The sequence below is a fragment of the Limisphaerales bacterium genome (genome assembly GCA_014382585.1).
In the GTDB taxonomy this organism is placed as follows: Bacteria; Verrucomicrobiota; Verrucomicrobiia; order Limisphaerales; family UBA1100; genus JACNJL01.
The window spans coordinates 44,952-67,741 of sequence record JACNJL010000030.1 but is presented as its reverse complement, the minus strand read 5'-3'; the positions used below and the strand labels follow the sequence as shown (position 1 = coordinate 67,741).

The following is a 22,790-nucleotide window of genomic DNA, read 5'->3' as shown; positions in this document are numbered from 1 at the left end:
AATAGGGTAAATGCCCGTTCCCATTCGGCAACTATTTTCACCACAGAGGCACAGGTACCTCTGTGGTGAATTACGGGCACCATTGACAGGCTCAATGCACGGCGTCAGGATTTTGGAAATGGTTCGGATGAACATGCGGATTTTTACGTGCATCGCCCTGATGCTGCTCGGGACATCGACCCGCGCAGCGAAGCCGTTGGCGTTGGTCCAGGCGCATTGTGTGAAATGCCATGGGCAGGACGGCAAGGTGAAGGGGAAAGTGAATCTGCTGCCGTTCAAGACGATGGCGGATTTGCAGGCGCGGCCGGTGTTGTTGGAGGACATGATCGCCGTGCTCGAAGATCGCGAGATGCCACCGGAAGACGAGCCGGCCATGCGGGCGGCGGATCGACAGCAACTGATCGAAGCCCTGCGCGGCCTATTAAGTGTGGCGGCGAAGGAGCAGGCGTTTTTGGCGACGCCGATGCGACGGATGAACCGGTTTCAGTACAACAACGCGGTGGTGGATTTGCTGGAGCTGGACCGCGATATTTTTCAGATGAACGAAAGGCTGTTGCGCCGCCGGAGCGATTACTTCAATCCGGCTTCTAAAAAGATGCCGAACGAGGTGCGCGTTTCGAGTCGGCCGCTCAGCAAGGATATCGACAACCAGCGGCCGGAAGGGTTTCGCGGCGTGTCGGCCTTTCCGCAGGACAAACGCGCGGAGCATGGGTTCGATAACCGCGCGGATCATTTGACGATGTCGCCGTTGTTGATGGAGTCGTTCCTCAAGCTCAGCCAAACCATCGCCGAGAGTCCGGACATCAACGCGAAGGAATGCAAAAGCTGGAACTGGCTCTTTGCTGCGCCGGGCCAACCGGCACGCGGAGCGGTGCGAGGTCGGCTGGAAGCGGAAGCGGCGGCCCAAGTGCAGGTGGCTCAACCGCCCAAGGATCCGACGGGCCGGCAGGACATGAAAGGTTTTGGCAATCAATGGAGTGGCGATGCGCAGTTGTTTTGGCGTAATGGAGGGGCGGACCGCGAGTTGCAGGTGAAATGGATCGCCACCGAAGCGGCCACCGGCTTGCGGCTCGGCTTCACGCGGGCGGGCGATTACGGCACGTTTGATATTTATCTGGATGGCAAAAAAATCGGGCCAACGGTGAACCTGTACGACACACGCGTAACGCGCATGGAGCATCAGCTAACCGCTGCCATCGCGCCGGGACCGCATACGCTCGCGTTTAAATGCACGGGCAAAGATGAGCGATCCGCGCGGTTCTATTTTGGTTTGGATCAAATCGACCACACCGGTCTGAAGGCGGCGCCCAAGCCGCAGTTGGAAACATCACAAGCCAAAGCCGTGCGGGATCGCATCACCAAGCTGCTGCGGCGGGCCTTCCGTCAACCAGCCGAACCGGCCACGGTGGAGCGCTTTGCGAAATTTGCCGAACAACAACTGGCCGCCGGCGCGACGTGGGAATCAGCCATGCGGCAGGTGGTCAGCGCGGTGCTGGGCATGCCGGATTTTCTGTACATCTACGAGAGCCCGAATCCCGGCAGCAAACCGGCCGGCCGACAGCGCATCAATGATTTCGAGTTGGCCACGCGGTTGGCGCAGTTTTTCTGGAGCAGCATTCCGGATGACACGTTGCTGGAGCTGGCCGAGACCGGCAAGCTGAGCGAGCCGCAGGTGCTCAATGCCCAGATCGACCGGATGATGAACGACAAAAAGGTCAGCCGGTTTCTCGATAATTTCCCCGCCCAATGGCTACAGCTCGACCGGTTGGTGACCTCCATTCCGGACCCGAAACAGTTCCCGTATTTTTACTACCACGGCTACCGCACCAGCATGCACATGATGAGCGAGCCACTGCTGCTGTTCGAAACCGTGCTAGTCGAGAACCGTTCGGTCATGGACCTGATCGCTCCGGATTTCACCTGGGAGAGCACCATGCTGAAAGCCAACTACGCCGGCCACAATCGCGGCGGGCGCGATGTGCAGGTGCAGATATTCAAACGCGTGCCGGTCACCGATCCGCGCCGCGGCGGGTTGATCACCAGCGCGGCAGTGCTCACGATGACCTCCACGCCCTCACGCACGCAGCCGATCACCCGCGGCACATGGATCAACGCCGTGATTTTCAATGACCCGCCCGAACCGCCGCCGGCCGATGTGCCGCCGCTTGATGAATCGAACGAGGAAGATCTCGCCAAGCTCACCATCCGCGAACGCCTCGCGGCCCATCGTAAGCGCGCGGATTGCGCCGGGTGCCATAACCAGATCGACCCGCTCGGGTTCGCGCTGGAAAACTTCGGCCCCACCGGCGTGTGGCGCGACAAGTATGAGAACGGTCGCGAGGTGGATGTCAGCAACGTGCTCTTTAATCAGCACAAGTTTGCCGACTTCAACGAATTTAAAAAACTGCTCGTACAACAAAAACCGCGGTTTGTGCGCGGCTTCATCGCGCATCTGCTGAGCTATGCGCTCGGCCGCGAGCTGGGCCCGGCCGATACGCCGGCGCTGGAGGCCATGGCCGCCCAAGCCGTGACCGGCGAGGATCAACTCCGCGCCATCCTCAAGGCCGTAGCCCTGAGCGAACCCTTTCATCACAAGAACACGTTAAACGCAAAACCATGATTCCTCCCACTTCCCGACGCCAATTTCTCACCTGCACCGGCGGCGCCATGCTCGGTCTGCCGTGGCTGGAGAGCCTCGCACATGCCAATGGCGAAAAGAACGCCCGCCCCGCCAAACGCATGGCGTTTTATTACCTGCCCAACGGCATCACGCGCCGCGGGTTTTTCCCAGGCGAAGGCGACCGCGCGCTGCCAAAGTTTGCAGGGCAAAACAACGTGTGGCGGTTCGAGGGCAAGACCGTGCCGATTGGCACCCATCCGCTCACCTTCACCCCGACGCTCGCGCCGCTCAACACGATGCGCAAAAAGATTTCGCTGATCACCGGGCTCGACCGCACCTTTCAGCACGGCACCGATTCGCACGCGCAATGTGCCTCCTGCTTCCTCACCAGCGTGGCGCCGTTTGAGGTGAAAGGCTCGGCGTATCCGCTGGCCCGCACGCTGGACCACATCGTCGCCGATCACATCGGCCAAGCCACGCCCTACTCCACGCTGGAGTTGAGCTGCAACGATCACAAGAACAACATCGAATCGATCTATTTCGACAACATGTCGTGGTACGCCACCGGCCACGTGGCGCCGTCCATGCGTAATCCGCGCAAGATTTATGACCGCCTCTTCGGCACGCAGGCCCACACGCAATCGCGCAACATCACCGATCTTGCACTGGAAAATGCCCGTGCCCTGCAGCGCCGCCTCAGCACCGGCGATCGCGGCAAGTTCGAGGAATATTTCGAAGCCGTGCGCACCATTGAGACGCGCATGGATAAAATCGAAAACATGAAGACCCAGCTCGCCGCCGCGAGGGTCAAGCGGCCCGCTGAGCATCTACCGCGCAATGAGTACATTCACCTCATGGGCGACCTGCTCGTCACCGCGCTGCAAGCCGGCCTCACCCGAGTGGGCACCCTCATGGTTGGTCCCGAGCGCTGGACCACCGCCACGAACTGGGAAGGCATCCTCGACAAACCGTACAGCCACCACGCCATGACTCACTCTATCGCCCGTCATGTGGAGCAGCTGCTGAAGCTCGATCAGTTTCATGTGCTGGCCTTCACGCGATTGCTCAAGCGGATGGACAAAATTGAGGAAGCCAACGGCACCTCGTTGCTGGACAACACCATCTTCACTCTGGGTGCCGGCATGGGCGACGGCACCACGCACCAGTACAATGATCTGCCCATCGTCGTCGCCGGCGGCACCGCCACGGGCCTTCGGCAAAGCCAACACATCAACTGCCAACGCGGCACTCCTTTAGCCAATCTCTGGCTCACCCACCTCCACGCCCTCGGTATCAACCAGAAAAGATACGCCGACAGCACTGGCAAGATCGCGGATCTTCAGGCCTAACCGCCCCGCACCGTTGACAGCGTTCGTGTGTGCGGGCAGTTTTTTGCCATGAGCAATGTGACGCGGTTTGGGGCGATTGGGGATGGGAAGGCGGATGATACCGAGGCGATTCAGCACGCCTTGGCGATGGGCGACGGCGTGTTGCATTTTCCGCCGGGCACCTATCGCATCACCCAGCCCATCGAGATCAAGCTCGCCGAACGCGGACCGTTGGGCATCGACGGCACGGGCGGCACGGCGCGGGTGGTGATGGCCGGCAAGGGACCGGCGTTCCGGCTGGTGGGCACGCATGGCGGCACGGGCGATCCGGGCAGCCGCAAGGGCAACGTCGCCTCACATCAACGCCTACCAACCATCCGCAACATCGAAGTGGAGGGCGCGCACGCGGAGGCGGATGGATTTGAGCTGATCGAGACGATGCAATCCGTATTCGAAGGCGTACTAGTCACGCGCTGTCGGCATGGCATTCATCTCATCCAACGCAATCGCAACGTACTCATCAGTCATTGCCACCTTTATTTCAACACCGGCGTGGGCGTGTATCTCGATGGCGTGAATCTGCACCAGATCAACATTGCTAGCAGCCACATCAGCTACAACCGGCTGGGCGGCATCCGACTCGACCGGTCGGAAGTGCGCAACCTGCAGATCACCGGCAACGACATCGAGTACAACAACCACAAATCTCATCAGACCGAACCTGAGCCGACGGCCGAGATTTACATCGATACCACTGCCGAAGGCGCCAGCGTGAACGAGGTGACCATCGCATCGAACACCATTCAAGCCACCGGCTCGCCCGAGGGCGCGAACATCCGCATCAAGGAAACGCCCGATCAATCCCGGCCGCCCGGCCTCTTTGCCATTAGCGGCAACATCATCGGCAGCCAGGAAAACAACGTGCACCTCACCGGCTGCTACGGCATCGCCCTGAGCGGCAACACGATTTATTCCTGCGACCACCGCAACCTGCTTATCGAGGACTCCCGCCTTATCAACGTGAGCGGCAACACCTTCCGCCGCCACACCCCAGCGTACGGCACCGGCGTGCGATTCACCGGCTCCAGCGACATCACCTTCACCGGCTGCGGCATCCATGACGAAACCGCCGAAGGCCAACCCGACCTCACTGCGCTACTGGAACTGGAAAAATGCGAGCGCATCAACATCAGCGGCAGCCAGTTCCTCAACGGCGCCATCGGCGTAGCCGGCGACAACTGCAGCCACGTAACCCTCACCGGCAACACCCTGCACGACACCCGAGAGCAACCCGTCGCCCAACACGCCATTCGGTTTATCGGCCCGGGCGAAGGCAACTCTGCAGCGCACAATTCAGTCGGCAAAACTTCCGGCAAGCCCATCGAGGGCAATGTGAAGACGATCGATTCGTGACGTGCGCCGTGACGGCTCACTTGAGCGGCTCGAAGGCGGAGGACGTGCTTTCAAAGCGCACGGTAAAAGGATCAAACAACACGCGCCCGGCCGCCTCGGCCCGCACTTCGCCGTCCGTCCAGACCCGGGATGACAACCGTTTCTGTACGGCCACCACCTTAAACCGCTCCAGCTTGGCGGCCAGCCCGCCGATGGCGTACAGCGGATTGGCCAGTTCGGCCTCCAGCTTGGACAAATGAAATTCCTCCCGGTCGATCCATACCTTGATGATCAGGTGATGCAGCACGAGGTTCACAATCGGGTCCTTGAACACCTCGCCCGGTTTCACAAAAAACTGCAGCTTAAACGCCGGCCGACCTTGCACTGATTCCGTGCCGAGCAGGTGCGGCTCAAACCGTTCCCCGTACTGTTCAATCTGGCGCACGATCAATCGCGCATCGCCTTCATCCGTTTCTTCGCCCGCCGTTCCGCCCTGTTGTTGGGTGCCCAAGAACTTCAATTGCGTTTTGCGGATCTTGCGATGTTCCTTGGCCACCTGTTCCGGGGTCGGCTCCTTGCCGTCGCGCCGCACCAGCACGGGTACACGATTATCGGTGAACGACTGAAACCGCCGGGTCTGCAAGCGCTCCACTTCGCCTTCCGAATCGAAATCGGTTATCCGAATATCCCGCTGGTAGGTGAACACGACCCCCGCTTCCGTGGCACTGGCCCGCGACCGTTCGGCCGCCCGATACCGCGCGGCAATTTCCTCCGCAGTCAATGGCACCGCCCGCTCGTTCGCTTCCGGATCCAGACCGCGCACCGCCGCGCCTCCGGCCGTCAGACAGCCCGTCGCCCCTGATAATCCCAACAGACAGATCAATATGAACCAACACCAGCGCATGGAATGAGCGACCCTAGAAAACCGTTCGAGCCTTGACCAGTGAATAACTCCGATCGAACCCGTTGACAACGGATGCTGTGATGGCACTCTTGGGCCGTATGCAAAAACCATTTCTTATGTTGATGACCGCCGTGATGGTGTGGGGCCAAAGCATTACCACGGCCGCTGAAGTGGAAGGCCCCTTGAAGCCGCATTTGGAAAAACCCCACATGGACCTGCAACAAGTCTTCAAGGGCGAACGGTTCGGCAACATTGTGGTTTCCATGAAAGGCACAGTCATCGCCACTTGGGGTACCAGCCATGTACGCGCCAAGCGCAGCGAGGATGGCGGCAAGACGTGGGGACCGGAAATTATCATCGCCAAGCCCGGCTTCCAACCGGGCGGCGTCACCGTCAACGAAGCCAATGGCGACATCATCGCGTTTGTGGAAGATCGCCATCCGCCCGCCCCGATCCACGTGTACGTGAGCAGCGATGACGGCAAGTCGTGGAAGAAGATTCCCACCAAGATCAAGCCCGATTCCAAAGGCAATGCGCCGTCCATGCACATGAACGAACACGGCATCACCTTGCGCCACGGCAAACACAAGGGACGTCTGATCCGCCCTTCCCGCTGGTACGCTGGCCAAAACAATCGCAGCAAATGGCCCGAGCATTACACCAACGCAATTTACAGTGATGACGGTGGCAAGACGTGGCAGGCCAGTGAGCCCTTCCCCGCCAAGGGCACCGGTGAGGCGACGCTCGCCGAGCTGAGCGACGGTACACTCTATTACAACTCCCGCCGGCACTGGGCCGAGGAAGGCGCCAACCCGCGCCGGCGCTGGACCGCCACCAGCACGGACGGAGGTCATACCTGGAAGAACCTGACCTTCTGCGAAGTGCTGCCCGACGGTCCACAGAACACCAACTACGGCTGCATGGCCGGCCTCACGCGCTTGGCCGTGAAAGGGCATGACATCCTGATCTACAGCAACTGCGACAGCCCTTCCGGCCGTGACCGCGGCACGGTGTGGGCCAGCTTCGATGGCGGCAAGACTTGGCCGATCAAGAAGCTGGTGTACCAAGGCCGCCACGCCTATTCCTCAATGACCTCCGGCCGACCGGGCACCATCACCGAAGGCATGATTTTTCATCATTTCGAAGGCGGCCCCAAAGGCGGCTCAGCCGTGGCACGGTTCAACCTCGCGTGGATTCTCGATGGCGGCAAACTGACCGGCAACGGATCCGTTCCCAAGAATTTAAACTAACCCTCAACAAAATCATTCCATGAAAAAAGCATTGATCATTGGACTCCTCCTAGGCATCGGCCTGCCGGCGGGATTGGCTGCGGATAAATCGGTGGTTTCAGCAATCGAAAAAAGTGGCGGCCTCGTCCTGCCCTGGCCCGGGGAACAGGACGCGTGGGAGGTGGAATTTCACCTACGCGGCCGTGACCTCGAAGATGACGGCCTATCCGCCGTGGCGGCTCTGAAAACCGTGGTGGCACTGAACCTGCGCGACACGAAAATCACCAGTGAAGGCCTCAAGCACCTCAAGGGCCTGTCCAAGCTCAAGCGCCTGCACCTGGAACGCACGGCCGTGGACGATGCGGGCGTCCCTCATCTGGCCGGTCTGGAGAACCTTGAGTATCTCAACCTGTACGGCACCAAGATTACGGACAAGGCGCTGGACCAATTGAGCGGCCTCAAAAACCTCAAGCAACTGTACGTCTGGCAAACCGAGGTAACCGACGACGGCGTGGCCAAGCTCAACAAGGCCCTGCCTAATCTGAAAATCGTGAAGGGCGTCGATCTCAGCAAGATTGTGATCGTGAAAAAAGAGGAACCCAAGCCGGAGGAAAACCTCAAATGGCTGGCCGTCGGCGGCTCGGATAAACCGCCGGCCAAGAGCAAGCCCGGCTCCTTCCTTATCATCACGTTCCAAAACAAGAGTGACCAGAATGTGAAGCTCTACTGGGTTGACTATGGGGGCGGTAAAAAACTCTACGGCGAAATTTCCAAGGGCGCCGAACGCAAGCAAAACACCTACTCCGACGCCGTGTGGATGGTGACCGATAGCAAAGACAAGCCGCTCGGCTATTTTGTCGCAGGCACCAAGTTTGCTCTGGCCGTGATTCCGAAATAATCGGGGGGGGCAAATCTTGAAAAATCCGATTTAATCCGGTAGATTTCTTTCAGTCGGACGTCCAAGAATCGATGTTGAGCCTGAACCATAGCCGAAGAGATTTCCTGCGCACCAGCGTGGGATTAGCTGGGCTGACGTTGCCCACCTATTTCAAGGCCATCGCCAGCACCACCGCGCCGCAGCGCAAGGCCAAATCGTGTATCATCGTCTACACGTGGGGTGGCATGAGCCACTATGAATCGTTCGATCCCAAGCCCGAAGCGCCTTCGGAAATTCGTGGCGAATTCAAACACATCAAGACCGCCACGCCCGGCATTCATTTCTGCGAACACCTCCCGATGCTAGCCAAGCACTCGGACAAGCTCGCCATTGTGCGCTCTGTGCATCACAAGCACGGCGGCCACGGCTCGGCCATGTACGTGAATATGACCGGCCACAACCCCGTGGGGGCCAAGCCCAAGAGCAACAAGAACTGGCCGTCGCTGGCATCGATGATGTCCTATTTCCACAACCCGGCCGCCGGCACCCCTAGGGCCATCCGCATGCCGTACTCGATGTTCGACAACGGCGGCCAGCAATCTGGAGAACACGGTGGCTGGCTCGGCTCCCAGTACGATCCCATTCTCGTGCGCACGCCGGCCGGCGAACCGTGGCGCGGCGTTAACCGCTACACCGACCGCGAGCTGAACCTGAAGCTGAACCTCGACAAGAGCCGCATCGCCGACCGCCGCGCCTTGCTCACCCAACTGGACAACGCGCGCAGTGAAGAGAAGGCCTACGAGCAACTCGATCATTATTCCCGCATGGCCGCCGATATGCTGCTCGGGTCGCCGGTGCGCGATGCCTACGATCTAGAGAAGGAGGATCCCAAGATCCGCCATATGTACGGCGACCACATGGGCGGCCAATCCCTCCTACTTTCCCGACGTCTGGTCGAGGCCGGTGTGCCCGTCGTGCAAACCCTCCTCTCCGCCAGCGACCTTGCTGGCGGTAGTGGGGACAACTGGGATACGCACCGCAATCATTTTCCAAAAATGAAAGACCGGCTCCTGCCTGTCTTTGACCGATCCGTATCCGCCCTGCTCACCGACCTGGAGATGCGCGGCATGTTGGAGGAAACCCTAGTGGTATTCCTCACCGACTTCGGCCGTACGCCCAAGGTGAACGGCAACGGCGGCCGCGATCATTATCCGAATGTCTACTCGCTGGCCTACGCCGGCGGCGGCATTCAGGGCGGTCAGGTGTACGGCGCCAGCAACAAGAAGGGAACGGAACCCGCGGCCGGCGCCTGTTCCCCGGCGGACATCCACGCCACCGCCTTCCGCGCCATGGGCATCGACCCGCGCACCGAACTGCACGATCAACTCGACCGCCCCTTCCAGCTCTGCGACGGCAATCCCCTGCCGTTGTTCTAGGGAATTTCAGGAAGCCGTCCGTTCGCGATCCCCGAATTCAATCATAGGGACTATCAATAGGGACGAGGTGGAACTCGTTCCTCCCACGGCCTCGGGAGGGGCAAGTTCCACCTTGCCCCTGTCTACGCTCTCCGCGCCCGCGCCGCGAAAGAGTTGCGCCCTTTAGTTGGCCCCGCCAAACTAGACCGCATGGTTCGCCTGATCCTCATTCTGTTGGCCGCGGCGCAAACGGTGCCGGCTGCCCTGCGGGTGTTGCCGCCGGATTTTAATGCGGATAAAGAACAGCAGATGATGCGCGCCTATCTGCGAAAACTGGTGCACGCCAAGCTGGATCAGCGCCTGAAGGATCTGGAAATCGCGCTCAAAACCCCCGAGGCACTGGCAGCGTATCAGGCGAAACGAAAAACGTTTCTTCAATGGACTCTCGGGAAAATGCCCGAGCGCACGCCGCTGAATGCGTACGTGACGGGCGTGTTGCGCGAGGAAGGGTTCACGATCGAAAAGGTGCTCTTCGAGAGTCGACCGGGATTTCACGTGACGGCGAATGTCTACCGGCCCGCGGGCAAGGGGCCGTTTCCGGCCGTGCTCCATCCGTGCGGTCACTCGGCCAACGGCAAGGCGTACAAGGAATATCAAAAGGCCAACCGCCTGCTCGTGCAGCACGGGTTTGTGGTGCTGTGTTACGACCCCATCGGCCAAGGCGAACGACGGCAGCTGCTCGATGCCGAAGGCCGCGCGCCGCGCAAGCCTACCAGCGAACACGCCGTGCTCGGGCCGGCGCCCATTCTGCTCGGAGGCGGGCTGGGCCGTTGGATGGTATGGGACGGCGTCCGCGCGCTGGATTATCTGGCCGACCGACCGGATGTGAACGCCCAGCGGCTTGGTTGCATGGGCAATTCTGGCGGGGGCAATTTGACGAGTTTTTTGATGGCGTACGATGACCGCATCGTGGCTGCGGCGCCGGGTTGTTTCATAACCACGCACCGGCGCAAAAATGAATCCCCCGGCCCGGGCGATGCGGAGCAAAATCTTTTCGCGCAGATCCGCGAGGGTTTTGATCATCCGGATTTCATCCTCGCTCGCGCCCCCAAACCCACGCTGATCCTTGCCGCCACCCAGGATTTCGTGCCGATCGAAGGCACTTGGGAAGCCTTGCGTCAGGCGCAACGCGCGTACACCGTGCTCGGCCATCCCGAGCGCGTGACGTTGGTCGAGGCCAATGAAAAGCACGGCTTCAGTCGCCGCCTACGCGAAGGGGCCGCCCGCTTTTTCGCCCGTTGGCTGCAGGGGCGCATGATTGAAATCAAGGAACCGGACAACGTGCCCGTGCGCAACGATGCCGACCTGCAGGTGACGCCGAAGGGGCAAGTGCTCTTGCTCAAGGATGCGCGCTCGATTTTTGATTGGTTTGTTGCCGATGAACAACATTGGGCCGCCCAACGCCCGGCCCTCACGCGGGATCGACTTCAGCAGATCACCGGCATTCGACGCGTTGCTGAACTGCCGCCGGCCGAGGGGATGATGTTCATCCGCCATGCCGGTCAACCTCGCCCGATGGTGTGGCACCCGGAGGCCGGCATTAGTTTGCCCGCCTTGCACTGGCCCGAGGGCGATAAGGTGCCGGTATTGATCACCCCCACCGAGGGGTTAAACAGCGCCCGGGCCGCCGCCAACAAACTACGCGCCGCGGGGCATCCGGTGATGATTGTGGATCTGCGCGACCTCGGCGAAACCGCCACGCGCAACTGGCGATTCCCCGGCGCCGATTGGTATATCGGTTATCTCCTGGGCCGCTCGTTTCTCGCCCTGCGCACCGAGGATATTTTGCAATGCGCCCGATGGCTCGCCGAACATCACAAGACCCAGCGCGTCCACCTCATCGCCCACGGCGAAACCACGACCGCCGCGCAACACGCCGCCGCGCTGGAGCCCCGGCTCATCAGTCCGCTCACCCTGCACAATGGCTTGGCCTCATGGAAAACATTGATGACCGATCGCCAAGCCAACCGCCATCTCCATACCATCCACCCCCGCGCCCTGCAGCATTACGATTTGCCGGACTTGAAAAAGTTGCAGGCCGGCGGCCAATGAATTGATCATTGCACCCCGAGGCACCGCACGGCACCCTTCCTGCATGTCTCCCGAGGAAAAAGCGAAAGAACTGGGCGTTGAATTCACCAAGCTCGAGCCCGGCTATTTGAATCTCTGCATCCGCAGCGGCAACCAGCTCATCACCAGCGGCCACACCAGCACCGCCACCGGCGTGCTCGGCAAGGGCTTGTCCGTCGAGGACGGCTATGCCGCCGCCAAGGATTGTGCGCAGAAAATTCTGAACTCCGTCCACAACGCGCACGGCACCATTAACGGCCTGCGGGTCATCAAGCTGCTCGGCTGCGTGTACTCCGCGCCGGACTTCACCGACCAACACCTTGTCATCAACGGCGCCAGCGATCTGTTGCATGAGATTTACGGCAAGGACGGCGACGGCTACCACGCCCGCAGCGCCCTCGGCTTCGCCGCCCTGCCCACCGGCGCCGCCGTGGAGGTGGAGGCGATTTTTGAGATCGTGCAGGAATAGACAACGCCCCTGCCCCAAGGCCGGACTTGCACGCCGCACAGGCCGCGGGCACAGTGAGGCATCCATGACAGCGTTTCGCGTTCTTCTCCTGCTAGCGTTCCTGTGCCCGCGTGTGGCGCAGGCGGAGCAAAAAACCCGCCCGTGGAATATTGTCTACATCATGGCTGACGACATGGGCTATGGAGACGTCGGCTGCTTCGGCGCCACGAAAATCAAGACACCTGCCATCGATTCGATTGCCCGAGATGGCATGCGATGCACGGCTTTCTACACCCAACCCGTCTGTGGTGCCTCGCGCACGGCCTGTTTGACAGGATGCTATCCCACGCGTGTGAAACAGTATCGACATGAGAGATACAGCCACCACCCCTTCGTTCATCTCGACGAAGTGTTGATCCCGGAGGTTCTCAAGCCCAAAGGCTATGTTTCCGCAGCATTCGGCAAATGGGATCTCAATGGGCATGGCAGAGAGTTTCCGAACGATATCACCCCGATCAAGCACGGCTTCGATTACTTTTACGGTCGCCCTTGCGGCGGACCTCAATTCCGCAACGAGATGTTATCGCCGACGCAAGCGGAGCCGGAAGACTACGACAGAACCTTTACCGACGAGGCGCTCGGCTTTATCGAGAAGAACCGCGACACACCCTTCTTTGTTTATCTGTGCTACTACACGGCGCATACGAGCGGGCCGTTGGCTGCCTCGAAGAAGTTCCGAGGGAGCAGCGAGTTTGGCCTGTACGGCGATTCGGTTCAGGAAATGGATCACCACATCGGGCGGCTGTTGACCAAGTTGAAGGAGTGGAAACTCGATGAACGGACGATGGTCATCTTCACCAGCGATAACGGCCCGTGGCATCTGCATCTGGATCACCCTCAAAGGAGAAACAAAAAGGGCGGCGGCCCCTTTCGCGCCGGCAGCCCCGGACCTTTGCGCGGGCAAAAGACTGAAACCTGGGAAGGCGGCGTGAGAGTGCCGTTCGTGGTCAAGGCCCCGGGGCTGATTAAGCCGGGCAGCGAAACGGATGCCATCATCCGCATCGTGGATATGCTCCCCACCTTCGCCGATCTTGCCGGCGCTGAGCTGACGCAGCCATGGAAGATCGACGGCAAAAGCCAGCTCCCGCTGTTCACTGGCGAGACAAATAAGAGCCCTGTCAAAACGCACTATTACTACTTCCAAGCCCACCTGCAGGCCGTCCGGGATGAACGTTACAAACTGATTCTTCCGCGCCCCGCCAAACCGCTCTGGCAAGCCGGCGGAAATTTCAATTTGGGAGGCCAGTCGGAAGACATCACCGAGCCCGAACTGTATGACCTGAAGAAGGACATCGGTGAAAAGCGAAACCTAGCCGCACAACATCCCACCGTCGTCGAACGCCTCCTGAAGCAAGCCCAACAAGCCCGCGCCGACATCGGAGACTACAATCTGAAGGGCGACAATTGCCGCACCGATGTCCACTGGGCAGGCCCCAGAAGCCAGTGGCTGAAGGCAGGGAAAGCCCAGATTAAATTTGGGGCCAACCCATTAAGAGGAAAGAACAAGCGTCACAACAAGTAACTCAGCCCTTTTGTAACTGATGAAGAATCGAGTCCTGCCGGCTGCGATCGCCGTGTGTTTGATGACGATGGCCATTGTGGCTCCGATGGCGTCGGCAGCCCGACCGAACGTCATCCTCGTGATGACCGACGATCAGGGCTATGGCGATCTGGGTTGTCATGGCAATCCGATCCTGAAGACTCCGCATCTGGATAAGCTGCATGCGGAATCGATTCGGTTTACCGACTTTCATGTGAGCCCGTTTTGCACGCCGACAAGAGCCGCGTTGATGTCGGGCAATCATCCCGGATACACCGGTGCGTATCGCACGAGTTCAGGACGCACCATGATGCACGCGGATGAGAAGACCGTGGCGGATCTGTTTGCAAACGCAGGTTACACCACCGGGATGGTCGGCAAGTGGCATCTGGGTGACAACGCGCCGCACCGGCCGCAAGACCGCGGCTTTCAGGATGTCCTCTGGCATCGGTGCGGCGGGATTGGGCAAGCGTCGGACTATTGGGGCAACGACTACTTTGACGACACCTACGAACACGCCACCGCTGACAACATGCAGGGGACCTTTAAGAAGTTTGAGGGTTACTGCACCGACGTCTGGTTCCGGGAGGGGATCCGTTTTATTGAAGACAACCGAAACAAACCGTTCTTCCTCTACATCGCGCCCAACGCCCCGCACGGCCCGTACTATGTCGCGCCGGAATGGGCGAAGCCGTACCAGGGAGCCAAGGACGTCGCCAACGCCAACTTTTACGGGATGGTCGCCAACATCGATCACAACATGGGAATCCTGCGCCAGCGGCTGAACAAACTCGGACTGGCCGACAACACCATCCTCATTTTCATGACCGACAACGGAACGGCGGCGGGCGCGAAGTTCGAAGGTCTGGATTCCGAAGCAGTGTCCGGCTTCAACGCCGGAATGCGCGGCAAGAAATCTTCGATTTACGACGGCGGCCATCGTGTGCCTTTCTTCATTCATTGGCCCAAGGGCGGACTGACCGGTGGACGGAATATTGATACCTTGTCCGCGCACATCGATGTGCTGCCGACACTGGCTGACCTGTGCGGCATCCCCGTTCCGAAGGCGTATGCGCCGGATGGCATTTCACTCAAGCCGCTGCTGGCCGGCTCCAACAAGCCATGGCCCCGAACACATCACTTCGTGCAATTCCACGGCGCCGCAGGCGGAAACGCCTTGCCGCCACAGCCCTTTTCTCATTCGGTGGTGCTCACCAAACGCTGGCGTCTGGTGAACCATGGCGACCAGTTTCTCTACGACATCCAAGCCGATCCCGCGCAACGCAATGATGTCTCCAAAGAGCATCCTGAGGTGGCGAAACAACTGCGCGAAGCCTACAAGCCATTCTGGGCGAACGTGTCCCCCCCGCATGACCCCGGTGCCAATCGATCTGGGCAATCCGGATCAAAACCCAACCGACCTTTGTTCCCAGGACTGGCACATGGAAAAAGGCAATCCGCCCTGGTGGTTCGGCTCGATCCGAAAACTACCCAGGGTGACCGGCCCGTGGATGGTGAATGTCAAACAAGCCGGCCGCTATTCTTTCACGCTTCGACAATGGCCATCCGTCGCCGAGAAACCCTTGGTCGCCGTGCGGGCCAAGGTGTCGATCGCCGGACAGGAAAAAGAGATGCCCGTTCCCTCTGGCAGCAAAGCGGTTCGGATGGAACTGAAACTTCCCGCAGGCCCGTCCGAGTTGTGGACCTATCTCTACGACGAATCCGGCCGGGCCGGTGGCGCTTACTTTACGGATGTTGAACGGGTGAAAGATGATGGCTCCCCGCTGGGAACCGAAGTCATTGCCCTGCGCGCGCCCGTAGAGAACAAAGCGCCCGTCGCACCGAGCCCACCCGGCAACTACCGCATCGGAGACAACGGCACCATCACGTTCAATGCCGTGGTGGACACGCTGAAAAACCCAAAGGGCATTAAGGCTTGGAGCACGCCGAAGTTCAAAGATGGAAGCAATCTCGCCGGCCTCGACTTTCCATCCCTGGGCATCAAATCGTGGAGCACTGATACGTTGGGTGAATCCGCGAAGACAATCTGGGACGGAGCAAAACTGAACGGGCTGACCCTCAACTTCACCGGCCACAACTTCGGGTACAAGGACACCTTGCGGAATGTAAACTTCTCCGGGGCGACGATCAACACGACGGGAAACCAACCCTTCCTCTTCGTCGACCTCACCGGCGCTGACTTATCCGGCGCGACACTGAACATCGCCGGTTTCTCTGGCCGCATGGCCGCCTTCCGCAATGCCAAACTTGCCGGCGCTGATTTCTCCAACGCGACATGGGGTATCCCAACTAAAGGACTCACCGAGAAAACGGAAAACTTCTTCAGCGGCGGCCCTGGCACAACCTCCGCCACCGACAAGCATCTCGCCGTCACCTTTGCGAACGCCGACCTGAGCCGCATCACCGGCCCCGCCAAGCTCGCCATCATCAAGAACCTCGGCAAGTTCGACGGCGCCACGCCGATCGGAGCCAAATACAACACCGTCACCCTGACCAAATCGGGCTGGACCACGAAGGAACTGAATGCCGCCGGTTGGCAAAAGATCCCGATGCGGCAGTAAGCGCAAACTCGTCATATGAGGCTTCTCTTCACCATTCTTTGTGTCCTTTGCGCCTTCGCAATTCGCCCCCCGCAGCGGGGCCGCATTGCGATCAAGCGGAACGCTCGCCGAACTTATTGGTCGAATTCGCTCGCAACGAAATCGGGGATTAAAACGAAAATAACAGAAACGCCCGCTTCTTCGATCCTAAGCCGCGGCGGCCGGATATCGGCAAAACTAATTATGGAAATAAGAAAGTCCCGTTTAAAAATAGGAGGTGTCTAAGATGAAAATCAAAAAGTCTGTTATTCTGGGAGTACTACTCTCTGGCTCCGTGCTGACCCATCCAGTTTTCAGTGCGGAGCAGACGCGCCCGAATATCATCGTCATTATGGCGGATGATTTGGGGTACAACGATGTCGGCTGCTATGGCTGCAAGGACATCCCGACGCCGCATATCGATTCGCTGGCCAAAGAGGGTGTGCGCTTCACCTCCGGCTATGTAACGTGGCCGATGTGCGGGCCTTCCCGTGCCGGGTTTTTAACCGGAAGGCATCAGGCGAGTTTCGGTTATTACAAGAATGCGTCATTGCCGTTCGACCCGAAACAGGGGCTGCCGAAGATGGAAACGATTGCCAGCCTTTTGCAGAAGGAGGGCTATGTGACCGGCGGGGTGGGCAAGTGGCATCTGGGGACGACCAATGATCAGCACCCCAATGCAATGGGTTTTGACGATTGGTTTGGCTTCCTCAGCGGCGGGCTGATGTATTACCCGCTGGACCATCCATCCTATAGGGGACGGTTCAATCCTCTCAAGCGGCCGGCAAGGTGGCGTGACATCCATCATACCCTGCCGTTGATTCACAATATGAAACCGGTGCAATGGGACCGGTATTTGACTCACGAGCTGACCGATGCTGGAGTCCGTTTTCTGGAGAAGAATGCGTCGGCAGGCTCAGCGGAGGCCAAGCCGTTTTTCCTGTTTATGTCCTACAATGCCCCACACCTCGATTTGGAGGCGCCGGAGGAAACGATCGCGAAGTTCCCCGAGGAGAAGATGAGTCAGGTTCCCGGTGTAAAGCCCAAGGCTCGCTCCATCTATGGGGCAATGGTTTATGAGTTGGACCTAGGCGTCGGGCAGCTCTTGGCAAAGGTCGAAGAACTCGGGCTCGCGGATAATACGGTGGTTTGGTTTCTGAGCGACAACGGCGGGATGGCCAGAACCAGCGACAACCGCCCCTTGAAAGGGGCAAAAGGAAAGGCATTTGAGGGCGGTTTGCGTGTGCCGATGATTGTCAAGTGGCCCGGAAAAACACCGCAAGGCGTTGTGCTGGACGAGCCTGTCACGTCATTGGATATTGGTGCGACTGCGATTGCTATGGCCGGGGGCGATCCGGTGAAAGCCGGACTGCACGGCAAGGATATTCGCCCTTACATGACCCAACAATCCAAAGAAGCGCCGCATGATGTGCTCTTCTGGCATACGGGTCGCGCTCAGACTCGTCAAGGCGTGATGCGTGAAGGAGATTTTAAACTCATGATCGCAAAAGGTAAGGCGGTGCTTTACAATTTGAAAGATGACCTCTGCGAAACGACGGATGTTGCGGCAGCACACCCCGAACAGGTTCAGCGCATGCTTGCCCGTTGGGCCGACTGGAACTCAGGGAATGCTCCGGACTTGTGGGGGAAACCTGACAAGCCATACCAATACGCGGAGTACGAGTGGCTAAAAGGCAGTCAGCACTATGGTTCACCGAATGAAAAGTCGGCCGCTAATTCCGCCATAAAGAATAAAAAAAACAAATAAAGAAACCCAAATGAAAAGTATAATGACCGGTTTAGTCGTTGGGCTATTGGCTTTGGCAGGAGCTGTTTCAGCGGAAAACACGTATCAATATCCGGAAGCGGGTCAAGTGGGGCACGGCAAAGGAAAGGCCCATCTATTCATTCTATCCGGCCAATCGAATATGGAACGACTGGATCCGGCTGTTTCATTCACTCCGGCTGTGATCAAGGCCTTCGGCGCGGATTCTGTGATTGTTGTTAAAGATGCGAAGGGCAGTCGACCGATCAGCAGTTGGTACAAGCAGTGGAAGTCGGTTGAGGGAGGCGCGGCACGGAACCGGGGCGCTTTGTATGATCGGTTGATGGGGAGCGTGAAGGCCGCGATTGCGGGGCGTGAGATTCGAACGGTTACTTTTATCTGGATGCAAGGAGAGCGGGATGCGGTCACTGGGCAGGCAGCGGTGTACAAAGCCAGTCTTGATGGTCTGTTTGCTCAGTTGAAACAGGACTTGAAGCGGGATGATATTCATTTCGTGCTGGGCCGTTTGAGTGATGCTGGTGTGAATGGAAAACATCACGACAACTGGCAAGCGATGCGTGAGATTCAGGTCGCCTATGCGGAGGCCAGCCCAATCGGTGCCTGGGTGAATTGCGATGATTTGAACGATAAGCTGGGCCGGAAGAACGGTAAAAATTCCAAAGGCGCGGTTCACTATACGAAAGACGGGTATCAGCTTCTCGGCAAGCGGTTTGCAGACAAGGCTATCCAGCTGATTAAGGCGCGCTAAGTTGCGACCCGCAGAATTGATTCTGATGAAGTCAATCTCCCTCATCTTTACGGCGCTCATCTTGGTTTCGAGGACCAGTCTTTGGGCCGCCGGTCCGGATTCGCTTCCCCCGCTGAAGGATGGGAAGTCGCCGCAGACGCTGGAGGAGGCTTGGGCAGGCTACGACCCGACGGTTGAGCCGATCGAGGCTGAGATCTGCAAAGAGTGGGAAGAGGAAGGGGTCACGCTGCGGGCCATTCGCTATTGCATCGGCACCTTCAAGGGGCAGAAGGCTTGGATGGGCGCGATCTACGGATTTCCCAAGGGGGAAAAAGATCTTCCCGCGATTGTGCAGATTCATGGCGGTGGTGGGAGCGGCATGAAGGAGCCGTGTATTGAAAATGCCAAACGCGGATACGCCACCCTTTCGTTGAGTTGGCGAGGGGATAAGCGCTATCTTGCGCGTCACGATCTGCCGCAACGCGCCCAGACCGATTGGGGCGCGGTGGAAGGACGGCAGGTCCGGGAATCTCGCGGCATCGAGCCGGACAACGCCAAACGCTTTGACGCCGTGCCTTCGGCGCGTAACAGCGGCTACTTCCTGCGAACGCTGGCCGCCCGCCGGGCGCTGACTTTTTTGGAGCAGCAGCCCGAAGTGGATGGCAACAAAATGGGCGTCGATGGCCACTCCATGGGAGGCGTGATCACGCTCCAGACGGCGGCCATGGATGCCCGCGTCAAAGCCGCGGCTCCGTCCTGCGCGCCACCGCTTGAATTCGAGGACACGCTGAAAGCGCGGACGGCCAGTCCCGGTGCCTACGCCAGGAAGATCCAGGTCCCGATGCTCTTCATGAGTCCCGCCAATGATTTCCACGGTATGGCCGAGTCGGTGGAGTGGATCATCGACAACATGCCGGGCAAGGACTTCCGCATCGCGCGTTCGCCGCACCTGAACCACAAACACGACACCCGTTCTCTCGCGGCGAAACAGCTGTGGTTCGATGCCCGTTTGAAGGGAAGTTTCACCTATCCCGCCCAACCGGAAATCAGCGTAGCGCTCAAGACTGCCGATGGGCGCCCCCACGTGCGGGTGACGCCGGATGCGTCCCTGCCGATCGCGCGGGTGGACGTGTTTTACACCCGCGACGGGAATTACAACCAATACCCGTTGATGAAGCATCGGTTCTGGCAGTTTGTGAAAACGGTGAAGTCGGGCAATGACTATGCGGCTCGCATCGACCTGTTTGATCTGAAGGATCCGCTTTGGGTGTTCGCCAATGTGACCTACCAGCTGGACAAACCGGTTCATGCGCTGACCCACGCGTCGGACACGTTCACGGTGACGACGCGGATGCCGATGTTCTCCCCGGAACAGTTGCAGCAGGCAGGCGTGAAGGCGAATGGCGTGACGACTGAGGTCATTGAAGATTTTGGCGACGGCTGGGAAAGAGAATGGATCCGCTCGACGAGATCCATCCAATCCTGGCGCTTGAACCGCTCCCGCGTCCCGATCCCGAAGGTTGGCAGACTGATCATTGAAACAACGGACCGAATGAGCACGAAACTACAGGTCGACGTGGGCTCGTTCACTGGATCGTTTCCGCTCCAAGGAAAGAACATCGAAATCTATCCCTTTGATTTGAAGGATCCGAAAACGGGAGTCCGGCTGCTCGATTGGCAATCCGTGCAGCGACCGAGTCTCCAGCTCGGCACCCAAAGTGGCGTTCCGGTTTTTCAAAAAATCTCCTGGACCCCAATCCCGATCGCCGAATACATGGCCCAACGCCCCTTCCAATTGGGAGACGCCGCCAAAAAAGACGGGGCAACGCTGCTGACATTCGCTGCGGCGGATCGGGTCGTCGGACGCTTCGATCCCAACAACAAATCTGTTGGAAAGAAAAAGGGGCAGACCGATTCAGGCTACGATCAAGGCTTGCAGGTCCATTCGCACAGCGAAGTGACCTACTTCCTCAAAGGCGCTTTCTCATCTTTTAAGTCCACGTTAGTTCCGTGCTATCAAGCTTCGGTCACCTTCGAGGTTCATGCCGACGGCAAACGGCTGTTCGACTCCGGGAAAACAGGTGGAAAGAGTGCCCCGAAAGAGATTACGATCGATGTTTCCGGCGTTCAGAAACTGAAACTAATCGTCACGGAGGGCGGAAATGGTTGGGGTGGCGACTGGGTGATGTGGGCCAACCCATTGCTCACGCCCAAAAGATAAGCGCAGAGACGCTTCCAAGGCTCAACGGACAACTCACTCACAAAATAGATCCATGAAACTGACTTCACTCATTCAACTATTGAGCATCCTCTTACTGTCGACTTTTACGTCTTTGGCGGTGGACCAATCCGACGATGCGGCCAGTCCCAACATTCTGTTCATCTTTACGGACGACTGGGGCTGGGGCGATCTGGGCTGCCACGGTCATCCGTATCTGAAGACGCCGAACATCGACCGACTCGCAAAAGAAGGAACGGACTTCACGCGGTTCACGGTCGCCAGCGGCGTGTGTTCTCCGAGTCGTACGGCAGTGATGACCGGTCACTTTCCCGCGCGCTACAGCATCGATGGTCACTTTGCGACACCGCGAAGCAATGCGAAGCGCGGCATGCCGGACTGGCTCGATCCGAAGACGCCGACGCTACCGAAGATGTTGCAGTCGGCCGGCTACGCGACGGCGCATTTCGGCAAATGGCATCTTGCGAACAACATGATCCCGGATTCCCCGCTGCCGAAGGATTACGGTTACGACGCGTACGGAGCCTTCAACTGTTCCGGCGAACAAATGCCGGTACACGAGGACGCTGCCCGCGCGATCGCGTTCATCGAGAAGAACGCCGCCGCGAACAAGCCGTTTTTCATCAATCTGTGGATGCACGAGCCGCACACACCGTTTCACACATTGCCGGAATATCGCAAACGATTTCCCAAGCTTGACGACGCACACAATGTTTACGCGGCGGTTCTCTCCCACGCCGACGACCGGATCGGCGAACTGCTCGCGGCGCTGGACCGGTTGAAGCTGTCCGACAACACGCTGGTGATTTTCAGCTCAGACAACGGTCCCGCCGGGAGCGGCCGAGGCGGCAAGCTGACCACAAAGTACGATTCCGCGACCGGCGAAGGGTTCGGGCTTGGCGCTGCTGTCGGGACGACCGGTGGCCGAAACGGGCGCAAAAAGTCGATCCTGCAGGGCGGGATCGGCGTCCCCTTCATTGCCCGTTGGCCCGGAAAGATCAAGGCGGGAGCGGTCGATGACGTTTCGTGGATCTCCGCGGTCGACCTGCTGCCGACTTTCTGCGAAATCGCTGGCACGCAACTACCTGAGGGATACCAGCCCGATGGCATGAGCCAGGTGGCGACACTGCAGGGGACCAAACTTGCAACGCGCGACAAGCCATTGTTCTGGAAGGGAGTTCCTGGTCGCAAAGGTTCCGTCTACTCAATACTCGACGGAAAATGGCGACTGCTGACCAGCATGAGTTTTGACGAACCCGAGCTGTACGACATTCGCGAAGATCCCCTCGAAAAAAACAATGTGCGAGCGTCGCATCCGGAGATCGCCAGCGATCTATTCAAGAAACTTCAAGCCTGGCACGCGACACTGCCCGAGAAACCCAACTCCGACTGCTTCTCGAAGTACCGATCAAGGAACGCGGACTCGCTGCCTCCTGCAGTTAAGCCGACCTTTAATTTTGACCCGTCTCGATAAACGCGCTTTCATCAGGAATCC

The 22,790-nt window shown here is 59.0% G+C and carries 14 protein-coding genes and 1 pseudogene; 14 read left to right on the top strand and 1 reads right to left on the bottom strand.

Annotated elements, in window-relative coordinates; translation table 11 throughout:
* Positions 1–127: 127 nt before the first annotated feature.
* From H8E27_05640 to H8E27_05630, 3 genes are read left to right on the top strand one after another with little or no spacing between them, the layout of a single operon-like run.
* Positions 128–2,620 (top strand): DUF1592 domain-containing protein, encoded by a 2,493-nt coding sequence (locus tag H8E27_05640; GenBank protein ID MBC8325089.1) that lies wholly within the window; start codon positions 128–130, stop codon positions 2,618–2,620.
* Positions 2,620–3,969, top strand: coding sequence for a DUF1552 domain-containing protein (locus tag H8E27_05635; protein MBC8325088.1), 1,350 nt, complete (start codon positions 2,620–2,622; stop codon positions 3,967–3,969). Before H8E27_05640 ends, H8E27_05635 begins: the two co-directional genes overlap by 1 nt.
* A gap of 48 nt (positions 3,970–4,017) precedes the next feature.
* On the top strand, positions 4,018–5,361 hold the full coding sequence (locus tag H8E27_05630) for a right-handed parallel beta-helix repeat-containing protein (protein ID MBC8325087.1): 1,344 nt from the start codon (positions 4,018–4,020) through the stop codon (positions 5,359–5,361).
* 16 nt (positions 5,362–5,377) lie between these two features.
* Here H8E27_05630 and H8E27_05625 read toward each other — a convergent pair whose 3' ends face one another.
* Positions 5,378–6,355, bottom strand: coding sequence for a hypothetical protein (locus tag H8E27_05625; protein MBC8325086.1), 978 nt, complete (start codon positions 6,353–6,355; stop codon positions 5,378–5,380).
* 5 nt (positions 6,356–6,360) lie between these two features.
* Here H8E27_05625 and H8E27_05620 point away from each other — a divergent pair, with 5 nt between their 5' ends.
* From H8E27_05620 to H8E27_05570, 11 genes and pseudogenes are all read left to right on the top strand, one after another.
* Complete coding sequence (locus H8E27_05620; GenBank protein ID MBC8325085.1) at positions 6,361–7,494, top strand: exo-alpha-sialidase; 1,134 nt, start codon at positions 6,361–6,363, stop codon at positions 7,492–7,494.
* Positions 7,495–7,513: 19 nt separating this feature from the next.
* Positions 7,514–8,371 (top strand): hypothetical protein, encoded by an 858-nt coding sequence (locus tag H8E27_05615; protein ID MBC8325084.1) that lies wholly within the window; start codon positions 7,514–7,516, stop codon positions 8,369–8,371.
* Between the two features lie 71 nt (positions 8,372–8,442).
* Entirely contained in the window at positions 8,443–9,786 is a 1,344-nt protein-coding gene (locus H8E27_05610) for a DUF1501 domain-containing protein (protein ID MBC8325083.1), read from the top strand.
* Between the two features lie 189 nt (positions 9,787–9,975).
* Positions 9,976–11,877 carry a prolyl oligopeptidase family serine peptidase gene (locus tag H8E27_05605; GenBank protein MBC8325082.1) on the top strand — a complete coding sequence of 634 codons (1,902 nt, stop codon included), beginning with the start codon at positions 9,976–9,978 and terminating at the stop codon, positions 11,875–11,877.
* Between the two features lie 43 nt (positions 11,878–11,920).
* Complete coding sequence (locus tag H8E27_05600; GenBank protein ID MBC8325081.1) at positions 11,921–12,364, top strand: RidA family protein; 444 nt, start codon at positions 11,921–11,923, stop codon at positions 12,362–12,364.
* Positions 12,365–12,428: 64 nt separating this feature from the next.
* Positions 12,429–13,925: a sulfatase-like hydrolase/transferase gene (locus H8E27_05595; GenBank protein MBC8325080.1), complete on the top strand. Its 1,497-nt coding sequence runs from the start codon at positions 12,429–12,431 to the stop codon at positions 13,923–13,925.
* Between the two features lie 19 nt (positions 13,926–13,944).
* A pseudogene (locus tag H8E27_05590) lies at positions 13,945–16,525 on the top strand (sulfatase-like hydrolase/transferase).
* Between the two features lie 265 nt (positions 16,526–16,790).
* Entirely contained in the window at positions 16,791–18,311 is a 1,521-nt protein-coding gene (locus H8E27_05585) for a sulfatase-like hydrolase/transferase (GenBank protein ID MBC8325079.1), read from the top strand.
* A 22-nt stretch (positions 18,312–18,333) separates the two neighbouring features.
* On the top strand, positions 18,334–19,077 hold the full coding sequence (locus tag H8E27_05580) for an acetyl xylan esterase (GenBank protein ID MBC8325078.1): 744 nt from the start codon (positions 18,334–18,336) through the stop codon (positions 19,075–19,077).
* Between the two features lie 25 nt (positions 19,078–19,102).
* Positions 19,103–21,277, top strand: coding sequence for an NPCBM/NEW2 domain-containing protein (locus H8E27_05575; GenBank protein ID MBC8325077.1), 2,175 nt, complete (start codon positions 19,103–19,105; stop codon positions 21,275–21,277).
* 52 nt (positions 21,278–21,329) lie between these two features.
* Positions 21,330–22,769: a sulfatase-like hydrolase/transferase gene (locus H8E27_05570; GenBank protein MBC8325076.1), complete on the top strand. Its 1,440-nt coding sequence runs from the start codon at positions 21,330–21,332 to the stop codon at positions 22,767–22,769.
* Positions 22,770–22,790 lie beyond the last annotated feature (21 nt).

Coding starts and splice junctions, on each gene's coding strand:
- H8E27_05640 (MBC8325089.1), top strand. CDS start 128: ATGAACATGCGGATTTTTACGTGCATCGCCCTGATGCTGCTCGGGACA.
- H8E27_05630 (MBC8325087.1), top strand. CDS start 4,018: ATGAGCAATGTGACGCGGTTTGGGGCGATTGGGGATGGGAAGGCGGAT.
- H8E27_05625 (MBC8325086.1), bottom strand. CDS start 6,355: ATGGTTTTTGCATACGGCCCAAGAGTGCCATCACAGCATCCGTTGTCA.
- H8E27_05620 (MBC8325085.1), top strand. CDS start 6,361: ATGTTGATGACCGCCGTGATGGTGTGGGGCCAAAGCATTACCACGGCC.
- H8E27_05615 (MBC8325084.1), top strand. CDS start 7,514: ATGAAAAAAGCATTGATCATTGGACTCCTCCTAGGCATCGGCCTGCCG.
- H8E27_05610 (MBC8325083.1), top strand. CDS start 8,443: ATGTTGAGCCTGAACCATAGCCGAAGAGATTTCCTGCGCACCAGCGTG.
- H8E27_05605 (MBC8325082.1), top strand. CDS start 9,976: ATGGTTCGCCTGATCCTCATTCTGTTGGCCGCGGCGCAAACGGTGCCG.
- H8E27_05600 (MBC8325081.1), top strand. CDS start 11,921: ATGTCTCCCGAGGAAAAAGCGAAAGAACTGGGCGTTGAATTCACCAAG.
- H8E27_05595 (MBC8325080.1), top strand. CDS start 12,429: ATGACAGCGTTTCGCGTTCTTCTCCTGCTAGCGTTCCTGTGCCCGCGT.
- H8E27_05585 (MBC8325079.1), top strand. CDS start 16,791: ATGAAAATCAAAAAGTCTGTTATTCTGGGAGTACTACTCTCTGGCTCC.
- H8E27_05580 (MBC8325078.1), top strand. CDS start 18,334: ATGACCGGTTTAGTCGTTGGGCTATTGGCTTTGGCAGGAGCTGTTTCA.
- H8E27_05575 (MBC8325077.1), top strand. CDS start 19,103: ATGAAGTCAATCTCCCTCATCTTTACGGCGCTCATCTTGGTTTCGAGG.
- H8E27_05570 (MBC8325076.1), top strand. CDS start 21,330: ATGAAACTGACTTCACTCATTCAACTATTGAGCATCCTCTTACTGTCG.